14 protein-coding genes and 1 pseudogene are annotated in these 20,042 nt (G+C 57.4%); 8 read left to right on the forward strand and 7 right to left on the reverse strand.

Going from position 1 to position 20,042, the window contains the following annotated elements:
* Window positions 1-131 precede the first annotated feature (131 nt).
* Together INF77_RS05940 and INF77_RS05945 are read left to right on the forward strand one after the other, a co-directional pair.
* Complete coding sequence (locus INF77_RS05940; RefSeq protein WP_028014394.1) at window positions 132-446, forward strand: lipoprotein; 315 nt, start codon at window positions 132-134, stop codon at window positions 444-446.
* Window positions 447-560: 114 nt separating this feature from the next.
* Window positions 561-3,592: pseudogene (locus INF77_RS05945) on the forward strand (autotransporter domain-containing protein).
* Window positions 3,593-3,653: 61 nt separating this feature from the next.
* On the opposite strand, the gene INF77_RS05950 reads toward INF77_RS05945, so the two are convergent.
* Window positions 3,654-4,181, reverse strand: a complete 528-nt coding sequence (locus INF77_RS05950; RefSeq protein WP_045260784.1) for a helix-turn-helix domain-containing protein — start codon at window positions 4,179-4,181, stop codon at window positions 3,654-3,656.
* Window positions 4,182-4,854: 673 nt separating this feature from the next.
* Here INF77_RS05950 and pgaA point away from each other — a divergent pair.
* The 4 genes from pgaA to pgaD are packed head-to-tail and all read left to right on the forward strand — an operon-like array spanning window position 4,855 to window position 10,994.
* Window positions 4,855-7,293: a poly-beta-1,6 N-acetyl-D-glucosamine export porin PgaA gene (pgaA, locus tag INF77_RS05955; protein WP_193532080.1), complete on the forward strand. Its 2,439-nt coding sequence runs from the start codon at window positions 4,855-4,857 to the stop codon at window positions 7,291-7,293.
* Window positions 7,294-7,301: 8 nt separating this feature from the next.
* On the forward strand, window positions 7,302-9,239 hold the full coding sequence (pgaB, locus tag INF77_RS05960; RefSeq protein WP_193532081.1) for a poly-beta-1,6-N-acetyl-D-glucosamine N-deacetylase PgaB: 1,938 nt from the start codon (window positions 7,302-7,304) through the stop codon (window positions 9,237-9,239).
* Entirely contained in the window at window positions 9,232-10,563 is a 1,332-nt protein-coding gene (pgaC, locus tag INF77_RS05965) for a poly-beta-1,6-N-acetyl-D-glucosamine synthase (protein ID WP_136485029.1), read from the forward strand. Before pgaB ends, pgaC begins: the two co-directional genes overlap by 8 nt.
* On the forward strand, window positions 10,560-10,994 hold the full coding sequence (gene pgaD / locus INF77_RS05970; protein ID WP_045260787.1) for a poly-beta-1,6-N-acetyl-D-glucosamine biosynthesis protein PgaD: 435 nt from the start codon (window positions 10,560-10,562) through the stop codon (window positions 10,992-10,994). Before pgaC ends, pgaD begins: the two co-directional genes overlap by 4 nt.
* 54 nt (window positions 10,995-11,048) lie before the next feature.
* Here pgaD and gss read toward each other — a convergent pair whose 3' ends face one another.
* The 6 genes from gss to INF77_RS06000 all read right to left on the reverse strand — a co-directional run bounded on the left by gss (window position 11,049) and on the right by INF77_RS06000 (window position 18,400).
* Window positions 11,049-12,911 (reverse strand): bifunctional glutathionylspermidine amidase/synthase, encoded by a 1,863-nt coding sequence (gene gss / locus INF77_RS05975; RefSeq protein WP_193532082.1) that lies wholly within the window; start codon window positions 12,909-12,911, stop codon window positions 11,049-11,051.
* 116 nt (window positions 12,912-13,027) lie between these two features.
* The gene (locus INF77_RS05980; RefSeq protein WP_193532083.1) at window positions 13,028-13,999 is read right to left on the reverse strand and encodes an ABC transporter ATP-binding protein; all 972 of its coding nucleotides are present in this window, start codon (window positions 13,997-13,999) and stop codon (window positions 13,028-13,030) included.
* Entirely contained in the window at window positions 13,996-14,970 is a 975-nt protein-coding gene (locus INF77_RS05985) for an ABC transporter ATP-binding protein (protein WP_069732701.1), read from the reverse strand. Before INF77_RS05985 ends, INF77_RS05980 begins: the two co-directional genes overlap by 4 nt.
* A complete protein-coding gene (locus INF77_RS05990; protein WP_028014404.1) occupies window positions 14,963-15,808 on the reverse strand; it encodes an ABC transporter permease in 846 nt (281 codons plus the stop codon). The genes INF77_RS05985 and INF77_RS05990 overlap by 8 nt, the downstream gene beginning before the upstream one ends.
* 4 nt (window positions 15,809-15,812) lie before the next feature.
* Window positions 15,813-16,766: an ABC transporter permease gene (locus tag INF77_RS05995; protein ID WP_126817143.1), complete on the reverse strand. Its 954-nt coding sequence runs from the start codon at window positions 16,764-16,766 to the stop codon at window positions 15,813-15,815.
* 44 nt (window positions 16,767-16,810) lie between these two features.
* On the reverse strand, window positions 16,811-18,400 hold the full coding sequence (locus INF77_RS06000; RefSeq protein ID WP_045260792.1) for an ABC transporter substrate-binding protein: 1,590 nt from the start codon (window positions 18,398-18,400) through the stop codon (window positions 16,811-16,813).
* Between the two features lie 245 nt (window positions 18,401-18,645).
* Here INF77_RS06000 and yghU point away from each other — a divergent pair, with 245 nt between their 5' ends.
* Both yghU and INF77_RS06010 read left to right on the forward strand, forming a co-directional pair.
* Entirely contained in the window at window positions 18,646-19,512 is an 867-nt protein-coding gene (yghU, locus tag INF77_RS06005; protein WP_028014407.1) for a glutathione-dependent disulfide-bond oxidoreductase, read from the forward strand.
* Between the two features lie 158 nt (window positions 19,513-19,670).
* A complete protein-coding gene (locus INF77_RS06010) occupies window positions 19,671-20,003 on the forward strand; it encodes a glycine zipper domain-containing protein (RefSeq protein ID WP_028014408.1) in 333 nt (110 codons plus the stop codon).
* Window positions 20,004-20,042 lie beyond the last annotated feature (39 nt).

Here is a 20,042-nt window from a genome sequence, read left to right on the forward strand (position 1 = left end):
TATTATCTACCCACCCTACTTTAGGAGGGTTTTTTCGATTAGGAAAGGGAAATATATTATTCGCTGATTTGGGTAATTGAAAACATAAATACAATCAGTGAAATTAACTGATTGGATATCAAGGATAATTTATGAAAAAACCACTCATCTTTTTAAGCGTTACGTTGATGCTCGCCGGTTGTTCCACGCTAAAAACCGATCAGGCTATTCCACTCCTGCAGGCGGAGACCGCTAAAATGCTGGGGCTGGGCTCATCGGATGAAATAACCGTGACCAATGTTAATGGCGCCCAGCCGGACGCACTGGGAGGGCAAAAACTGTCTTATCGCGCTACGACGGAAAAAGGGCGTATTTTCGATTGCTCATCAATGATGATGCCGGGGATTTTAGGATCCGCCCCGACGCTCAGCGCACCTACCTGTACCCCTGTTGTCACGCATAAATAATTAACGGCAAATGAAAAGGCGTACATAAATAACGCCTTTTATATTTTCTGACGTATCTGAGTTTTCATAAAAACGATTTTCCAGACATCACGCTAATGAGTACGGAGATAGCCCGTGAATAACTCTACATCGCATGCTTTAGCGGTTAAGACGCCGCTTTCCAGACTTTACCTCGCTCTATTTTCCGCGCCACTGTTACTGCTTTCACCTGCCGATTTCGCGCGTGCAGCCGATGCCATTTTTGATGGCGAGGCGCGTATAACCGAAACGCTGGGTTACACCGGAGATGTTTACGTTGGACGTAATCAACCCGGAAACCTGCTGATTGATAATGGCAAAATCACCGCCTATAACATCAACATCGGTCGGCTGTCGACGGCCAAATTTATGAAAGCGTGGTCACGGTCCGTGGGCCAAACGCTGAACTTAACGCAGTCAACGATCAGTACGTCCTGCGCGGCGACCTGAATCTTGGCCTCGGCACCCTGCGAATCGAAGAAGGCGCGCTGGCCAGCGCAAAAGAAATCGTTGTCGGCACCACCCGCGGCTACGACAGTCACCTTATCGCCACTGGCGCCGGCTCTCGCGTGACCAGTAATTTTCTCAGCGTAGGTACCGATCTGGGGGCACGCTCCACGCTGGCGATTGAAGACGGCGCGGCGCTCAGCACCGCCTACGATGCGCGCATCGGCAACGGTACCGGGCCGGGTGAAACCGACACGCTAAGCCCGAAAGCCACCGTCACGGGGAGCGGCTCACAGTGGAACGTTGGCCGTACGTTGACGCTTTATGGCGACCTGGACGTGCTGAACGGCGGTGCGGTTAACGTTGGCGGCGTGCAGGTGGCGGGCGTCTCCGGGGCAGGTAAAACCGCCGAGCTGGTTATTGCGGGCAAAGACTCGCGCTTTACCAGCGGCAGCAGCGTGAGCGTGGGCGATTATGGCAATGGCGTGCTGTCGGTGATTGACGACGGTTCATTTTCCGCTGGCAGCAATACGCTGATCGTGGGGACCTCGGGTTCCGGCTCGAACCGGGGTGCGCTCATTGTCGGCAGCCGCGGCAATATGGACACCGGCACGGGTTTAACTGAGCCAACGCTTGGCACAGCGGGCGGCGCGGGTACTCTCGATGCGAATACGGCAATCAGCCTGCGCGGCGGGCTGTTCGGCAGCTATGTCTACTTCAACCATACCGATGAAAATTACGTCTTCAGCAACAAGATGAGCGGCGAAGGTGAGGTGATCAATACTTCCGGGCAGACAACGCTGAATGGCGATCTTTCAGCCCTTCAGGCGAACGTGACCGCGCGCGGTGGCAAAGTCATTATCGCCAGCAACATCAACACCCAGCCAGAAGACGATATTTTTGATATTCAGACCCTTAGCGCCGAGAACGGCGGGACGCTGATCCTCAACGCGACGGCTGGATCCGACGTTAGCGACGGGCTGGGCTACAGCAGCGCCGCGTCAATCAAGGCCGGCGGAACGCTGGGAGGGAACGGCACGCTGGGTCAGACCGAGATCCTTTCCGGCGGGCATATCTCGCCAGGGGATGGCGATATCGGCACGCTGACGCTGAAACGTTATCTGAATTTTGTGGGTGACTCTTTCTATGACGTCGATATCGCCGGTGATGGCCGCAGCGACCAGCTGCTGGTCGCAGGCAAAACGACCATCAGCGATCGGGCTCAGGTACAGGTCACCGCGCTGGATCCGCAAACCAGCTACAAAACGGGCCAAAGCTACCGCATTTTAACCTCCGAGGGAGGGATTGACGGTGAGTTCGCCGGCGCGATTTCCAAATCCGCCTTCCTGGACGTGGCGCTCAAACAAGGCACCAACGCCGTGGATCTGACCATCGCGCAGAAAGAGACCGGCGGCGAGAATCCTGGAGGCGAAAACCCGGGAGGTGAGAATCCGGGAGGAGAAAACCCCGGAGGCGAAAATCCGGGAGGTGAGAATCCAGGAGGGGAAAACCCTGGCGGTGAGAATCCTGGCGGTGAAAACCCGGGCAGCGGCAAGCCGGGGATTTTCCAGACCGTCGCCAAAAGCAGCAACCAGTGGAATACCGCCGGCGCGCTCTCCACCCTGACGCAAAGCGGCCCGTCGCTGGCGCTGTATAACTCGCTGCTGGTACTCAGCGCGCCGGAAGCGCGCGAGGCGTTCAACCAGCTGTCCGGTGAAGTTTATCCGTCAATGCAGTCCAACCTGATCGCCGGCAGCACACAGGTGTTTAACGTCTTAAACCAGCGTATGCAGCGCGCGTTTGATAACGACAGCCTGCCGATACCACCGTTTGCGATGTCGCTGGTGCAGCAGCCGGAGCCGCAAAATAATGGCGTCTGGGGCCAGACCTTCAGCTCCTGGAGCCGAAACGACGGCGACGGTAACGTGGGCAAGCTGGACGGCAACACCACCGGCTTCCTGCTGGGGGCAGATCGCAAGCTGGCGGATCATAACGTGCGTGTCGGTGGCTACTTCGGCTACAGCCGCGGTGATTACGACGTCGACAGTCGTCGTTCCTCAACGGATACCGATAACTACCACCTTGGCCTGTATGCGGCGGGTCAACAGGATGCGTTCTCCCTTCGCGGCGCGCTGGGTTACACCTGGCACAAGATCGAAGGCGAGCGCAGCGTTGATTTCAGCGGATTCTCAGATCGGCTGAAGTCGGATTACGACGCCAACTCGCTGCTGGCATTCACCGAAGCGGGCTACCGCTTCGGCCAGCCTGATATGAATATCGAGCCGTTCGTCAATTTATCGTACATTCGACTGCATACCGACAGCTTCAGGGAAGACGGCGGTGCCGCCGCGCTGAGCGTAAGTAACGAAACGATGAACACCTTCTACTCCACCCTCGGGGTGCGCGGTGTAACCGAGCTGCCGAAGAACGTGAACCTCTACGGTTCGTTGGGCTGGCAGCACGCCTATGGCGATAAGAATACCTCTTCGCGCATGGCGTTTGCGGGCAGCGACGCGTTCATTACTCAGGGGCAGGCCGTGGATGAGGACGTGATGGTGGGTGATATCGGCGTGAGCGTACAGCTGTCGCGTGCTGCGACGCTGGATGTGGGTTATCAGGGGCAATATGGTGCGGATACCCGCGTCAACTCGGTTAACGCTAATCTGCGCTGGTCGTTCTGAATTATTTCCAGTAAAAGAACCCGCCCTTGTGGCGGGTTTTTGCTTTTAGGCTCTCAGGAATTCAGGGATCGTTCCCAACCGCATCCAGCAGTTTGTTTTTAAAGATAAACAAACACGCCTCGTTGAAGTTCTCCGCCCCCAGGCGTTCCGACAGCGCCGTCCGTTTGCGATAGAGGCTCTTCACTGACGTGTTCAGTTCATCGGCAATCGCTTCCATCGACATCCCTGCCCTTAACAACCGCAGCATGATCGCTTCGTGCGTGCCAAGCCGTAAGTTAAGCAGCCATTTAGTGGTCAGACGTCTGCCCTTCATATTGAGCACCAGGTTAAATAACGATGCCATATCCGGCGCCGTAAGCGACGTGTTCATAAACAACTTCATACTGAGTAGATTCTCCTCGCGATGTCGCATATCCAGCATAACGCAGCAGATCGTTTTTTTTGTTCTGGCCGGATGGCGTATCAGGTAATCATATAAACGGAGCGGAGAACGGCTATCAATCAACACAGAATATTCATCTGCACCGTTATCAAATATGTTTCTGTCAATCGAGTCGAGCAGGATAATATCCGGGAAAAATAGCCTCATCCCCCTGACAAGATAGCGATCCTGGGTCACTAACACTATTGAAGTTGCCACTAACCATCCCTTTTAGATTAAAGCAAGAACGCACCTTCAGAAAGAAGGCCGCCTTCGTTTTATAGCGCTGTAATATTAACGACAATATGTATTCTGGCGTTGAACATCCCTCAATACAGACATTGATGAGTAAGACTTCCTGTAGACTTTCATTCAATGGCTGGCGTTAATTATAAATAAAAAACAATCGCAGAAAAGTCACTTCGCTGAACATTAAGACTTTTTGTCATGAAACTTCCCAAACATGCACCAGAAAGTACTTTAATTGCTACAATAAAACCTCGCCGGGAATATAAACAAACTCAAAAAGACATAAATAAAACACATTAATATCAAATAGTTACAAATACATATTCAATTCAAAATAATCACAAAAGACATCTCATTCCAGAATTATCCCAAAACTATCCCTCTGCTTTTCACCATATTTATCCGGCAACATATCAGGTGTACATTACCTTCCACCCAGTTCCCAAAGAGGAGGTTCCATAATTACCTTAAAGTAAGTGCCCCATAACGTTACTGCATTCAGATTTAATGTACTCATTTATGGCCTTTAACGCAGAGTTAAAAGGCGGCCGTGTTATGCAATGGATTCATGATAAACAAATGGCAAATAGATATGGAAAGATCGCTTCGCTTCAATACGTTATTCTTTTATCGCGCCCCAGGATTATTGTTTCTGCTATTTCTGTTTCCTGTTCTCGTTCAGGCAACGGAATCCGTTTATGAGCAACAGATTCAACAGGCACGTAACGGTAATTACACGCCGTTTCTCAATTATCTTCAGCGGTATCAGCAACAGCATGCTCTGACGCCCGAGCAAGTGGCGGACTGGTTACAGGTGGCTGCGTGGGCAGGTCGTCATGACGAGGTGATTCAGCTCTGGCAGCGCTATGGCATTTATATGCCGCTGCCCGCTCGCGGCGTTGCGGCTGTCGCGCAGGCCAGAAGAGATCAAAAAGCGTGGCAGCCAGCCTTATCGCTGTGGAAAGAGGCGCTTAGCCTTGCGCCACATAATGACGATTATCGTATCGGCTATATCAAAACCCTGGCCGATGCCCGCATGGATACGCTCGCTCTGCAGGAAGCCCGCCAGCTGGTGACGGAGGATCCCTCTCCGGCGCATCTTCAGACGCTTTCGTACGTCTGGTTACGCCAGGGAAAAAGCTGGGATCGGCTTTTAGCGGACACGCGCGCGCTGACCCTCGCGCCGGAGAATAACGCGCTCCTTAGCGAGCTGACTGACGCGCTAACGGATAACCGGGTGAGTACTCCCGCGCTGATGCTGTCACAAAGGGTAACGCTGCCCCCCGCGCAGCGCCGCCGTCTGGAGCTTAATGCCGCCGCAGAATGGGTTCGCCTTGCCGACGTGCCTGGCAGAACGGAAAAGGAGCGCCTGCAGCTGGCGCAAACGGCACTGAATCGTTACGACGCCCTGCTCTCACGCTGGCAACACGAACCGCAGGCAGCGGAAGACATCATCCTCGCCCGTATCGACAGGCTGGGTGCGCTGTACGCGCATGGCGATTACCCGCAGGTCATCCGTGAATATCAGGCGCTGACGGAGGCGCAGCATCCGGTGCCGGGCTGGGCGATCGGCTGGGCGATCTCCGCGTATCTACAAGAGAAAAACGCCACTGCCGCCTTCTCGCTGCTGCAACGCTATCCGCAATACACCGCCGATCCGCAGGACGAGGAGCATGCGCTTTTCTACGCCTGGCTGGACACGGGGCAGTATCAGGCCGCTCGACAGTACGTAGAGCGCCAGACCCGCAGCGTTCCGTGGATCCGCTACGATTTCGGCTCGCCCACTCCGCAGCCCAACGATCGGTGGCTTACCGGGCAGTCGCTCAAATTTAACTATTTGCTCTCAACCAACGCCCTGCCGGATGCGGATAAGCTGGCGCACCGTCTGGCCACAACGGCGCCGGGCAATCAGGGGCTGCAGATTGACTATGCCACCCTGCTTCAGGCGCGGGGCCAGCCGCGCGCGGCCGAGCAAACGTTAAAAAGGGCGGAGGCGCTGGAGCCATCTAATCTGGAGCTGGAACAGCAGCAGGCTTACGTCGCCATGGATCTGCAGGAGTGGCGCCAGATGGATTTACTGGCCGACGATGTGCTTGCCCGCGCGCCCGTTGCTCGCAGCGCCAGGCGTCTGAACAGGCTCAGAACGGTGCATCACATGTCCGAGCTGCGCCTTAACGCGAGCAAGGGCTTGCACTCCGATAACCCCATCAGCGGGACGCACGACCTGAACGGGGATGCCACGCTCTATGGTCCACCGGTAGCGGATAGCTGGCGGCTGTTTGCGGGTACCCGCTATGCGCAGGGTAATTTCGATGAAGGCAAAGGCACCAGCCGTCACCTCCTTGGCGGCATCGAGTGGCGTCCTCGCGACCTTCAGCTCGAAGCCGAGGTATCCAGCAACCGCTATCACGGTGAAAACAAGCCGGGTGCTCGCCTCTCAACCACGTACTTTCTCAATGATAACTGGCAGTTCAGCGGCAGCCTTGAACGCTTATCCCGCACCGCGCCGCTACGGGCATTACGCAACGGGATTAGCGCCAACCGGGGTGAAGGCGGGATCCGCTGGTATCAAAACGAGCGCCGTGAGTACCAGTTCAGCGCCGCCGTCAGCCGCTTCTCAGACCATAATCGCCGACAGGAATACACCCTTACGGGTAAGGAGCGTCTCTGGCAGACCCCGACCCTGACGCTGGATCTTGAACCGGGGATCGCCGCCAGTAAAAACAGCCTGCGGGACACGCTCTATTACAACCCGGCGCGGGATCTGTCCGTGACGGCCGCCCTGTCCGTGGACCATGAGATGTACCGCCATTACGACACCCTCTGGAGCCAGCAGTTGGTGGCGGGAGGCGGCAGCTACTGGCAGAAAAACCAGTCCGTTGGCGCCATCGCCCTGCTGGGCTACGGGCAACGCGTCCAGTGGAATAACGTCATTGATACCGGCGTGATGCTGAACTGGGATAAACGCCCTTACGACGGCAAACGCGAGAGCAACCTCTCCGTCACGCTTGACGCGACTTTACGCTTTTAAGGATGAATATGCTGAACACACGTTTTTCCGTGAGCCTGATCTTCATCGGCTGGCTCTGCCTCAGCGCGAGCGTCTGGGCGCAGGCGATCTCGTTCGTTGCGCCCAGCGAGCGGCCGCAGCCGGAGGCGAGCAAACCCTGGCCGCAGAACCAGTTTCTGGTGCTGGCCTACCACGACGTCGAAGACGATGCCGCCGATCAGCGCTACCTCTCCGTGCGCACCAGCGCGCTAAACGAGCAGATTAGCTGGCTTCTGCACAACGGCTATCACGCCATCAGCGTGCAGGACATTCTGGACGCGCATGACGGCAAAAAATCGCTGCCGCCGAAAGCCGTTCTGCTCAGCTTTGACGACGGCTACAGCAGCTTCTACACCCGCGTCTGGCCGCTGCTTAAGGCCTGGAACGTGCCTGCGCTCTGGGCGCCGGTGGGCAGTTGGGTGGATACGCCAGCAAACCAGAAGGTGAACTTTGGCGGCCTGATGACGCCCCGGGATCGCTTCGCGACCTGGGACATGGTGCGCGAGCTCAGCCAGTCTCCGCTGGTTGAGATCGGATCGCATACCTGGGCCTCGCATTACGGCATCGTCGCCAACCCGCAGGGCAGCCGCGAACCGGCCATCGCCAACCGCTTTTATGATAAAGCGACGGGGCGCTATGAAACTGACCAGCAGTTCAGCCAGCGGATCGGCGATGACGTCCGCAAGGTGACAGAGAAAATCGCGCAGGTGACGGGCAAAGCGCCGCGCGCCTGGGTCTGGCCTTACGGTGCCGCCAGCGGTACGTCGCTCGCCATCGCCAGGCAGCAGGGCTATCGGCTGGCCTTTACTCTGGAGGACGGGCTGGGTGACATGCGCAATCTCGGTAGCATTCCCCGTTTGCTGATCGCCGGCAACCCCTCGCTCAAAGCGTTTGCCAGTTCGGTCAGCCGGGTTCAGGAGCGCGATCCCGTGCGCGTGATGCACGTCGATCTCGACTACGTTTACGATCCCGATCCGGCTCAACAGACCCAAAACATCAACAGGCTGATCCAGCGGGTCTACGACATGAAAATCAGCCACGTCTTCCTGCAGGCGTTTGCCGACCCGCAGGGCGACGGCAGGATCAGGGCGCTCTATTTCCCCAACCGCCGGCTTCCGGTCCGGGCCGACCTTTTTAACTTCGTATCCTGGCAGCTGCAAACCCGCGCGGGGGTGAAGGTCTACGCGTGGATGCCGGTGCTCTCGTTCGATCTCGATCCTGACCTGCCGCGCGTGCAGCGCCGGGACGATCGAACCGGCCAGCTGCGCGAAGCCAATGAGCCCTACATCAGGCTTTCACCGTGGGACCCGCAGGTTCGCCTGCAGGTGACGGAAATCTATGAAGATCTGGCCCGCCATGCCAGCTTCAACGGGATCCTGTTCCATGACGATGCGGTACTGACGGACGTTGACGCTGCCGGGCAGGACACGACGCGCCAGAAAAGCCGGAGGCTTATCGGATTTACCCGCGCTCTGAGCCAGGCGGTGAAGCACATCCGCGGCCCGCAGATAAAAACCGCGCGCAATATGTTCGTCCTTCCCATTCTGCAGCCCGAAAGCGAAGCGTGGTTTGCGCAGAATCTCGATGATTTTCTGGCGGCCTATGACTGGACGGTCCCCATGGCAATGCCGCTGATGGAGTCCGTTCCGGCGAACGAGAGCAATGCCTGGCTGACGCGTTTGATCAAGGCCGTCGCCGCGCGGCCCGGCGCGCTGGATAAGACCATTTTCGAGCTGCAGGCCAGAGACTGGGAGCAGAAGCCGCAGCGCGCCGTCTCCGACAGTCAGCTTGCGGCGTGGATGCGCGTCCTCCAGCTGAACGGCATCAAAAACTACGGCTACTACCCTGACGATTTCATCAATAACCAGCCTGATATCTCGCGCATCAGGCCCGTCTTTTCTTCCTACTGGTACCCTGACAATGACTGATCGCATAATCGCCTTTTCAATTTTGTGTCTGGTATTCGGGCTGCCGTTAGGGGTGGCCGCCCTCTTTACCGGCGAGCTGATTCTGGATTTTGTCTTCTTCTGGCCGCTGTTTATGTCCGTGCTCTGGGTCACTGGCGGCCTCTATTTCTGGTTTCAGCTTGAACGCCGCTGGTCGTGGGATAAAGACACGCCCGCCCCGACGCTCGCCGGCGAGCCGCTCATCTCAATTCTGATCCCCTGCTTCAATGAGGAAAGAAATGCCAGAGAGACCATCAGCGCCGCGCTGGCTCAGCGATACGAGAATATTGAAGTGATCGCCATCAACGACGGCTCGTCTGATAACACCGCGCAGGTGCTGCAGCAGCTGGCAATGGAGCAGCCGCGTCTGCGGGTGATTAACCTCGCGGAGAACCAGGGAAAAGCCGTGGCTCTCAAAGCCGGGGCGGCGGCGGCCCGGGGCGATCTGCTGGTCTGCATTGACGGCGACGCCCTGCTCGACCGCGACACCGCGGCCTATCTGGTCGCGCCGCTGATTCAGTATCCCCACGTCGGGGCGGTTACCGGGAACCCGCGCATTCGCACGCGCTCCACGCTGATTGGCCGCATTCAGGTTGGCGAGTTTTCGTCCATCATTGGGCTCATCAAGCGGACGCAGCGGATCTATGGCCGGGTCTTTACCGTCTCCGGCGTCATCGCCGCCTTTCGCCGACAGGCGCTGGCGGACGTGGGGTACTGGAGCCCGGACATGATCACCGAAGACATCGACATCAGCTGGAAGCTCCAGCTGCGCCACTGGGATATCTTTTTCGAGCCGCGGGCGCTGTGCTGGATCCTGATGCCGGAGACGCTGAAGGGCCTGTGGAAACAGCGTCTGCGCTGGGCACAGGGCGGCGCGGAGGTATTTCTGGTCAACCTGCGCAAGATGGTGCGCTGGGAGCATCACCGCATGTGGCCCCTGTTTCTGGAGTACGCGCTGTCAACGCTGTGGGCCTTCGCGTATGCGATAACGGTGCTGCTGTACATCATCAGCCACGTCGCGCCCATTCCCGCCAGGCTGACCGTTGAAACCCTGTTTCCCCCGGCGTTTACCGGGCTGCTGCTGGGCGTGATGTGCCTGCTGCAGTTCCTGGTCAGCTTGTACATCGAGCGGCGCTATGAGCGCAAGGTGGCAAGCTCGCTTTTCTGGGTGATTTGGTTCCCGATGGTCTACTGGATGATTGGTCTGTTCACCACCCTCGTCGCATTTCCAAAAGTCATGCTTAAACGTCAGCGCGCCCGCGCGCGCTGGATCAGTCCGGACAGGGGAAAAGGAAGCCTTCAATGAATGAAAATACCTTAATTTTGACTGAACATCGGTTGCTGCCACGACTTTTTGATGCCGCGTTAACCGTGGTGGCGTGGGGCGGGTTTCTGTTCTTCCTGTATGCCAGGCTGTGGATGCAGTTAACCGAGGAGAGCGACCACCGGTGGAGCGTGATTATTGCCTCCTTTAATACGGTGTTGATCTATTTGCTGTTCGCCGCGCTCAACGGCTGGCTGCTGATTTTGTGGTATCAGTACAACCGCCGCCGCGCGAACGTAAGACGGCGTCAGCCGGGCTTGTTGCATCATGACGAACTTGCCCGCAGCTTTAACGTCTCACCGCAGCTCATCTCGGAGATGAGCCAGCACAACCTGCTGACGGTTTATCATGACCAGATTGGACGCATCATCGAATTGAAAACCAGCGCGCAGCAGGACGAGGAAGCGCAGTAACAAAAAGCCCCCACAGAGAATACCCTGCGGGGGCTTTTTTAGCGCAGATGCTCGTTACTTATCCTTGAGTACAATCAGCGGCTCGATATCGCTCTCTTTTTTCACCACCAGCGAGTCATCACCGCGCAGGCAGGTCCCGCCGTAATTTCCGCCCACGGTAAAGGTACAGACCTGAATGTACTTGCCGTCGACGTTTGGCAGGCACCAGAGCTGCTGGTAGATATTTTTGCGGTCAACAAACTTGCCGCTGGATTTATCCAGTAGCTCGTCCTGGGCGCTGATGAGATCGATATTGCTGCCGCAGCGTCCGGCAATCGGCTTGACGGCATAGCCGGTCTGCTTCAGCAGGTCGTTAACCTCAAAATCGGTGTCGAGCAGGTAACGGTGGTTCGGGAACAGCTGCCACAGTACCGGAAGAATCGCCTTGTTGCCGGGAATAACGGTCCACAGCGGTTCAAAGACCAGCACTTCCGGGCGCAGCAGAACATCAATCAGGCGCACTTCGCCCTCAGGATGCCCGGTGCGGATCGGCACGGCGGCGTATTCGGTTTCGCTGACCTCGCGGATCTGCTCTATCGCCGTCTCCCACGCCCAGGTTTTCCACACGCAGTTGACGTGGCGACCTTCGTCGTCAATCAGCTGTCCGGCGCCATCCCAGCTCAGCGCCTCCAGCCCGTGCAAGATTTTGGTCTCGAACCCGGCCTGCATCAGCGAACGCTGAATAAAGAGCGCGTGATAGTCCTCTTCGACATCGTTGTCCTGCATGATGTGAACGAACGGCCGCGCGTGGCTGTGCTTCCATGCGCCGGTCAGCTCTTCCAGCAGCCCTTCCGCCGGGTTGTGCCCGCTGCCGCGATAGCCGTTTTTGACCCACTCTTCGAGGATCAACCCGCCTTCTGTGTGACAAGACGCGGAGTCGGCATTGTACTCGTAGACCTTAATCCCGCGCTCATCCATGCAGAAATCCATACGACCGGTGATCATATGGTGGCGGCGCCACTGCCAGGAGAGGCGCAGGCGCGGCCAGAGGATTTTCGGGATGTCGAACAGCGCCAGCAGATTGTCGTCTTTCAGCACCTTGTCCGTCGCGTGCAGGTACATCAGGTGCAGTTCGTTGGTGGCCTTGATCAGCTCCTGCTCGGCGCTTTCGGTAATGGTGAAGTACTGGCAGGGATCTTTGTTGATCACATGGCCGTTGGCGCGGATATATGCCTGCTGCAGCGCGTCATTTTCGTTCAGCCATTTTACGTCGAACTGACGTTTGTTTTTCAGCCGCGCACCGCGGATTTTCAGCAGTTCACCGTCCGGTTCAGGCTGGGGAATGCTGTGCTCCGTGTCGTCCGTCTGGATCATCCAGCCGAGAATTTCGGTATCGCTGAAGGTGTCATGAAGGGTATAGCAGCCGTTCTCCACGGTCATGCGCAGCTCGCGCGTCCACTGCTGTCCGAGCGGCAGCGGGGAGTGAATCACGTTCTGCTCCGCAATACGCACCTTATCGTCCAGAAGCTGGGTGATCACCGCAACGTGGCCGGTCTCATGAAACTCGCCGCCTTTTTGCCAGATCAGCAGCGCCCCGGCGCGCGGCGCGCGCTTCGAGCCGTTGGCAAAAGCCTGAAGGGGCAGAATGTTATCGTTCACCACCTGGCGCAAAAAGCGCAGGGAGAAGATTTCCCACGCCATGCCGACATCGGTAAACACGAAGCCATAGTTGAGGAACAGGAAACGGCGGGCGAACTCAACGCACTGCCACTTGTGGCCCATGTATTCGTTGCCGATATAGCTGCGAAAGTCCGCGTCTTCCGGGTAGTTACGCGGGTCCAGACTGCCGTAATTTGAAGAGTAAATCGCCACGCCACCGGGCGCATAGCCTAACAATGTCCCGAATGGCGCATCACTGCTTAACTTTCCTTTACGCATGTATCCAACCTAAAACAGGCAGGCGGCAATTTTTTATGGGTTGTCGTCGTCTGCACGTTGTAATTAACCTGACAGAGGAGCGTTTATCATACACCTGCGCGACGCGTGAATAACATTTAAAACAGCCAGCATGCCGCGAAATGCCCTGGCGCAATCTCCTGCATCGCAGGCTCCTGCGTCTGGCAAACCGGCATGGCGTGCGGGCAGCGGCTGCAGAACTTACAGCCCGGCAGCACGGACGTGGGGCCGGGAATGTCGCCGCGCAGGGTGGCGTCTTCGAGATTGCGGATGCGCGGATCGGGCTGGGGAACCGCCGCCAGCAGCGCGCGGGTGTAAGGGTGTGCCGAGCGCTGATACAGTTCATTCGCCGGGGCCACCTCTACCAGTTTGCCGAGATACATCACCCCGATGCGGCTGGAGATATGGCGCACCATGGAGAGATCGTGGGCGATAAACAGATAGGTTAGCCCCAACTCCTGCTGCAGGTCCTGCAAAATATTCACCACCTGCGCCTGAACCGATACGTCCAGCGCCGAGAGCGGCTCATCACACAGCACAAATTCAGGATGCACGGACAACGCGCGGGCAATACTGATGCGCTGACGCTGCCCGCCGCTGAACTCATGCGGGAACCGTTCAAGGTGTTCGTGCTTCAGCCCCACTTTGTAGAGCAGCGTTTCCGTACGTTCTCGCTGTTCTTCGCGGCTGTAGCCGTGGATCTGCATCGGTTCGGCCACCAGCTGTCGCACCGTCATACCGGGGTTGAGCGAGGAGTAAGGATCCTGAAAAATTGCCTGCATCCGCTTACGCAGCGGCTTGAGCTCTCTTTCGCGGGCGTGGGCGATTGCCTGTCCGGCAAAGTGGATCTCGCCAGAGGTAATATCGAAAAGGCGCAGTATGGCGCGCCCGAGGGTGGATTTTCCGCAGCCGGACTCCCCCACCAGGCCAAACGTCTCGCCGGGCTGGATATCAAAGCTCACGCCATCAACCGCCTTCACGGCCACGCCTTTACGCAGCAAACCGCCGTTGAGCGGATAGTGCTTGCGCAGATCGCGCACGCTCACTAATGGTGCCTGTTGTTCACTCATGCCTGAATCTCCTCGGCCCATAGCCAGCAGGCGGCGCGATGGCCCTCTCCGGCGGTGTAAAATGCGGGTTGCCGTTCACACTGGGGCATGCGCTTCGGGCAGCGTTCCGCAAATGGACAGCCCGGCGGCGGGTTAAGCAGGCCAGGCGGCGAACCTTCAATGGGCGATAAACGTTGATTCACCTCATCCGGGCGCGGCAGCGAGGCCAGCAGACCCTGGGTGTAAGGATGCGCAGGGCGATAAAAAATGTCCTCCACGCTCCCCTCCTCCATCACCAGGCCGCCGTACATCACCACCACGCGGCTGCAGACCTGCGCCACCACGCCGAGATCGTGGGTGATCAGCAAAATCGCGGTCCGGGTCTGCTGTTGCAGACTTTTCAGCAGGCGCAGGATCTGCGCCTGAATGGTCACGTCCAGCGCGGTGGTCGGCTCATCGGCAATAAGAAGCTTCGGATTGCAGGAGAGCGCAATAGCGATCATCACCCGCTGGCGCATCCCGCCGCTGAACTCGTGGGGATACTGGTCGTATCGGCGTTCCGCTTCAGCAATGCCCACCTGATCCAGCATGGCTATTGCTGCCGCTTTGGCCGCTTTTTTCGACAGTTTTTTATTTCGCACCAGGATCTCAGACATCTGCTTGCCGATAGTGAGCACCGGGTTCAGGGCGGTCATCGGATCCTGAAAAATCATCGCGATCTCGTTGCCGCGAATGGCACGCATCTGCGCGGGCGTTTTCTGCGCCAGGTCCTCATTCTGGAAGCGAATGCTGCCGCCGGTTATCCGTCCGTTGCTCCCCAGAAGCTGGATAATCGACTTACAGGTGACGCTTTTCCCGCAGCCCGACTCGCCGACGATGCCGACGAGTTCCCCCGGCTGAACCTGAAAGCTCACGCCACGCACCGCCTGAACCTCGCCCTCGCGGGTGCGGAACGTGGTTTGCAGGTTCTCAAGCGCTAATAAGTTACTCATCGCGATTTGCTCCCGGCTCAAAGGCGGTACGGAACACATCGCCCAGCACGTTAAAGCTGAACACCGTCAGCAGGATCAGAATGCCGGGGAACATCGCCAGCCACGACGCTTCGCCAATATAAGACTGGGCGTTGTTGAGCATGCTTCCCCACGACGCCGCCGGTGCCTGCACGCCGAGCCCTAAGAAGCTGAGCGTCGACTCCATCAGAATGGCCGAGGCGATATTCAGCGTGGCGGCCACGATAATGGTCGGCAGCACGCCGGGAATGATGTGGCGCACGATAATACGCAGCGGATGCGCTCCCGACGCGCGGGCATAAAGCACGTACTCGCGCTCTTTCACCGATAGGGTTTCAGCGCGCACCAGTCGCGACATGTTCATCCACGTCAGCAGGCTGATGATGAGAATGATGTTATCCACGCCCGGCTTGAGGTAAGCATTCACCACCAGCAGCAGGAAGAAGGCCGGTATGGCCATCAGGATATCCACGGCGCGCATCATCAGGTTATCCAGCCAGCCGCCAAAATAGCCGCTCACCGTTCCTACCACCGTGCCGATAAGCGTGGAAAAGAGCATGGCAAGAAAACCGACCATCAGGGAGATCTGGCCGCCGTACAGCGCGCGGGTAAAGTAGTCGCGCCCGTACTCGTCGGTGCCGAACCAGTGCGCGGCATCCGGCGGCAACGTGCGCGCGCCGAGCGCCATCCGATCCGGATCGTACGGACTTAACCCCGCACAGAGCGCGGCGACAACGAAAATAAAAAGCACAAACAGGGAGAACTGCGCCGGACGGTTGCGGCGCAGCTGGTGACGAACCTGCTGCCAGCGTCTGCTCATCCGGTTACCTCAGCGTACGAATGCGGGGATCGGCGAAGCGATAAAGCACGTCGGCGATCAGGTTACCGACGATCAGCATTATCGACGAGAGCATGATGATCGCCATAATCAGCGGGTAGTCCAGCGAGGCGATCGACTGGATCCCGAGCAGCCCCATCCCCGGCCAGGAGAAGACGCTCTCGGTCACATAAGCTCCTACAATCAGCTCACCGAACGACAGGCCGAACAGGGTAATCACCGGCAGCAAGACGTTTTTCAGCACGTGGCGTAACAGAATACTGAAACGCGTGGCGCCGTAGGCAAGCTGGGTCTGTACGTAGTCGGCGGAGAGCTGCGAGATGGTGTTAGAGCGGATGTAGCGCACGTAGCTGGAGAGGTTATAGAACGTGAGCGCAATACACGGCAGCACGCCGTGGCGCAGCAGATCCAGCCCGTTATCCTCCATGCCGATGGTGCGCATCCCCATGCTGGGGAACCAGTTAAGCTGCACGGCAAAAACGGTGATGAGCAAAATGCCGAACCAGAAAATCGGTACCGAGATGCCGATATAGGCAAACAGGTTCAGCAGGTGATCCAGCCAGCGGTGCTTAAATGCCCCCGCCAGCAGCCCCAGCGGGATCGCCAGCACGATAGCCATCAGCAGCGACGCCCCCATCAGCCCCAGCGTGGCCGGAATGCGTTCGCCGATCATCTCCAGCACCGGGCGGTGGTAAATCAACGAATAGCCGAGATCGCCCTGCAGGACGCTTTTCAGCCACAGGACGTACTGCGTGACCAGCGGCTTATCCAGCCCCAGGCTCTGGCGAATGCGCTCAATATCTTCCGGCGCCATACGCGGCGTGATGTACGCGGCCACGGGGTCGCCGGGCGCGAGCTTGACCAGCAAAAACGCCACCAGCGAAATAAAGAAAAGCATCGGCAGCAGCTGCAGCAGCCGACGCGTGAGGAGTGTGTTCACGACGTGCCCTTAAAAGGCCCCGATATTACGACCGGGGCAACAGCCTATTTTTGATAAATTTTTGACAGATCCTGGAACAGATAAACCGGCTTCGGCTCCGCTTCCTTCGTGCCGCCGAAGCGTTTATCCACGGCGACGGTCGCATTGGTGTAGGCGATCGGGTAGTAGGTCATCTCGTTCGCCACGGTCTGCTGAATTTGTTTGTAGATATCGGCACGTTTCGCGGCGTCGGTTTCCACCGCACCTTTATCCCACAGGGCATCAAACTGCGGATTTTTGTAGTGCGCGTAGTTATAGGCTTCGTTGCTCATGAACAGCGATTTGTAACCGTCCGGCTCTGCTCCCATAATGTAGCCGCCCAGGTTCAGTTCCCACGCGGTGTTGTTCATATCAAGACTGCGCTGAGACATGGCGTTGGAGTCCAGCGGCATCAGCTCCACGTTCACCCCAATGCCCTTCAGCGCCTGCTGAATGTAGAGCGCCATGCTCTCCTGGGTTTTGTTGGTGTTCACATACGCCAGGCGTAGCTTGAGATTATCCGGCGCGCCGGACGTCTTCAGCAGGTCTTTGGCTTTTTGCAGATCGAATTTGTACTGTTCAACGTCATCCGTCTTGTAAAGCGTATCTGGCGTCAGGAACGAGGTTGCCGGTTTAGCGTAGTCCAGCGAGGTAAACGCGGTCTGGGTTAGCTCGTCTTTGTTGATGGCGTACGCGATGGCCTGACGCAGCGCTTTGCTCTTCATCACCGCCACGTTCTGGTTGAACGTCATATAGGCCAGACGGCCTTCCGGATAGACCACGAAGTCAAATTTCCCGGTATTTTTCAGGCGGTTCACATCCTGCGGGTCAACCATCTTGAGGTTGATTTCACCGTTTTGCAGCGCCAGGTTGGCGGCGTTGCTGTCTTTGGCGAAACGGTAGGTGACGGAATCGAGCTTCGGTTTGCCGTTCCAGTAATCGTCGAAGCGCGTAAGGGCGTAATACTGACCGGCGCGATACTCTTTAAATTTGAACGGCCCGGAACCGACCGGCGCATCGTTTTTGGTGCTCTTTTCCAGGTCGCCTTCACCGGCGAACACGTGCTGCGGGATCGGGTAGATCTGCACCAGGGTGCCGGTAAAGGCCGCGCTGACCTGCGGTAAGGTGAACTTAACGGTGCGCTCATCAACCTTGCTCACTTCAACAGGCTTGCCGCCGTAGGTAAACATGCTGCGGAAGAAGCTGTGCTGTTTGGCATCCAGCAGCTTATTGAAGGTGAAGACCACGTCGTCCGCCGTCAGCGGCTGGCCGTCCTGCCATTTTAGGTTGGGTTTTAGCGTCAGGGTATAGCTCAGGTTGTCGGCAGAAGGCGTCAGGCTTTCCGCCAGGCCCCACTCAATGTTGCCGTTATTAAAGCTGTACAGCGGGGCATAAAGCGCCTGCATGATGGTTAATGTTGTGCGGTCGCTGGCGTAGAGCGGATTAACAGCTAACGGGTCGCCGGAGGTAATCCCGATAATGAGCGAACCGCCCTCTTTTGGCGCGTCGCTTTTTGCCGCCGCGGCCGAATTTGTCTCTTTATTTTTCGCATCATCACAGCCCGCCAGGCCTAACGCGAGCGAAACGACCACTGCCGATAACAGAAGCTTGCGCATCTCACTAACTCCTTGCCTTATAAAGTGTTTATTACTGCATCTTTTATTTATGTTGAAGCATCATATTCAGCTTTAGTGGTTTACGCATTAATTATGAAAATGCGATTTTCGATTAAGCTTATGCCGGATTTGATATATATAAGCAGCAGAAGGAATAGCGGTTAATTGCTTGCGCTCACAACGTTAAACGCTTCACAAATCTCCTGCTACACTGCCTCAACACATCACTAAAAAGGCAGGCCAACATGTCAGACAACACATATCAGCCACCAAAAGTATGGGAATGGAAAAAGAACGGCGGCGGCGCGTTCGCCAACATCAACCGTCCAATTTCCGGCGCAACGCATGAGAAGGATTTGCCCGTAGGCTCTCACCCGCTGCAGCTCTACTCGCTGGGCACACCGAACGGCCAGAAGGTGACGATCATGCTCGAAGAGCTATTGGCACTGGGCGTGACGGGCGCGGAATACGATGCGTGGTTGATCCGCATCGGCGAGGGCGACCAGTTCTCCAGCGGGTTTGTCGACGTGAACCCGAACTCGAAAATACCGGCGCTGCGTGACCACTCCACGAACCCGCCAACGCGCGTCTTTGAATCCGGCAATATCCTGCTCTATCTGGCGGAGAAATTCGGCCACTTCCTGCCGAAAGATCCGGCGGGACGCACCGAGACGCTGAACTGGCTGTTTTGGCTCCAGGGCGCGGCACCGTTCCTCGGCGGCGGCTTTGGCCACTTCTACAACTATGCGCCGGTAAAAATCGAGTACGCGATTGACCGCTTCACCATGGAAGCCAAGCGCCTGTTCGACGTGCTGGATAAACAGCTGGCGCGCGGTCGCTACGTGGCGGGTGAGGAGTACACCATCGCGGATATGGCGATTTGGCCTTGGTTCGGCTGCGTGGCGCTGGGCAGCGTCTATAACGCCGCCGAGTTCCTGGACGCGGAGAAGTACACTAACGTCCAGCGCTGGGCGAAGGACGTGGCGAACCGCCATGCGGTTAAGCGCGGTCGCATCGTTAACCGCACCAGCGGCGAGCTGAACGAGCAGCTCCACGAACGCCACGCGGCGAGCGACTTCGATACCAATACGGAAGACAAGCGTCAGGCGTAACGTTCCGCCGGGCGGCTCCCCGCCCGGCAGCCGCGATCCTTGCCCAGGGCATGATTAGCCTAAAGGTTGAGTGGCTATTGCTGGCACTATCTGGACGTTTTTCTCACCTCAGAATGAGAAACGCCGTATCAACTGACAGCAGTCACAAAGGATCTGTTATGAGACTTATTAAAACAACGCTGGTTATCAGCGCCCTCATTTTTTCCACCTCTGGAATGGCCATCGACAAAACCGCCGCCGGCGCGGTAGCAGGTGCTGCTATTGGCGCAGCCACGGGCAAAGATCTGAAATCAACCGTGGGTGGTGCCGTGGTTGGCGCAGGCACGGGTGCAATGTTCAAAAACGGCGAAAAAGGCAAAGACGCACGTAAGGGCGGTGCCGTGGGTGCCGTCGTTGGCGCGGGCGCGGCTGCGGTGACGGGCAATAGCGTGCTGAAAGGCGCGGCCGTGGGTGCCGGCACGGGCGCGCTGATTGGTGAAGCGACGCACTAACAGCATCGGGAAACGAAAGAAGTAAGGCCGCATCAGGCG

Source organism: Enterobacter cloacae complex sp. P1B, assembly GCF_014982345.1.
Taxonomy (GTDB): Bacteria; Pseudomonadota; Gammaproteobacteria; order Enterobacterales; family Enterobacteriaceae; genus Enterobacter; species Enterobacter bugandensis.

Coding starts and splice junctions, on each gene's coding strand:
- INF77_RS05940 (WP_028014394.1), top strand. CDS start 132: ATGAAAAAACCACTCATCTTTTTAAGCGTTACGTTGATGCTCGCCGGT.
- INF77_RS05950 (WP_045260784.1), bottom strand. CDS start 4,181: ATGAGGCTATTTTTCCCGGATATTATCCTGCTCGACTCGATTGACAGA.
- pgaA (WP_193532080.1), top strand. CDS start 4,855: ATGGAAAGATCGCTTCGCTTCAATACGTTATTCTTTTATCGCGCCCCA.
- pgaB (WP_193532081.1), top strand. CDS start 7,302: ATGCTGAACACACGTTTTTCCGTGAGCCTGATCTTCATCGGCTGGCTC.
- pgaC (WP_136485029.1), top strand. CDS start 9,232: ATGACTGATCGCATAATCGCCTTTTCAATTTTGTGTCTGGTATTCGGG.
- pgaD (WP_045260787.1), top strand. CDS start 10,560: ATGAATGAAAATACCTTAATTTTGACTGAACATCGGTTGCTGCCACGA.
- gss (WP_193532082.1), bottom strand. CDS start 12,911: ATGCGTAAAGGAAAGTTAAGCAGTGATGCGCCATTCGGGACATTGTTA.
- INF77_RS05980 (WP_193532083.1), bottom strand. CDS start 13,999: ATGAGTGAACAACAGGCACCATTAGTGAGCGTGCGCGATCTGCGCAAG.
- INF77_RS05985 (WP_069732701.1), bottom strand. CDS start 14,970: ATGAGTAACTTATTAGCGCTTGAGAACCTGCAAACCACGTTCCGCACC.
- INF77_RS05990 (WP_028014404.1), bottom strand. CDS start 15,808: ATGAGCAGACGCTGGCAGCAGGTTCGTCACCAGCTGCGCCGCAACCGT.
- INF77_RS06000 (WP_045260792.1), bottom strand. CDS start 18,400: ATGCGCAAGCTTCTGTTATCGGCAGTGGTCGTTTCGCTCGCGTTAGGC.
- yghU (WP_028014407.1), top strand. CDS start 18,646: ATGTCAGACAACACATATCAGCCACCAAAAGTATGGGAATGGAAAAAG.
- INF77_RS06010 (WP_028014408.1), top strand. CDS start 19,671: ATGAGACTTATTAAAACAACGCTGGTTATCAGCGCCCTCATTTTTTCC.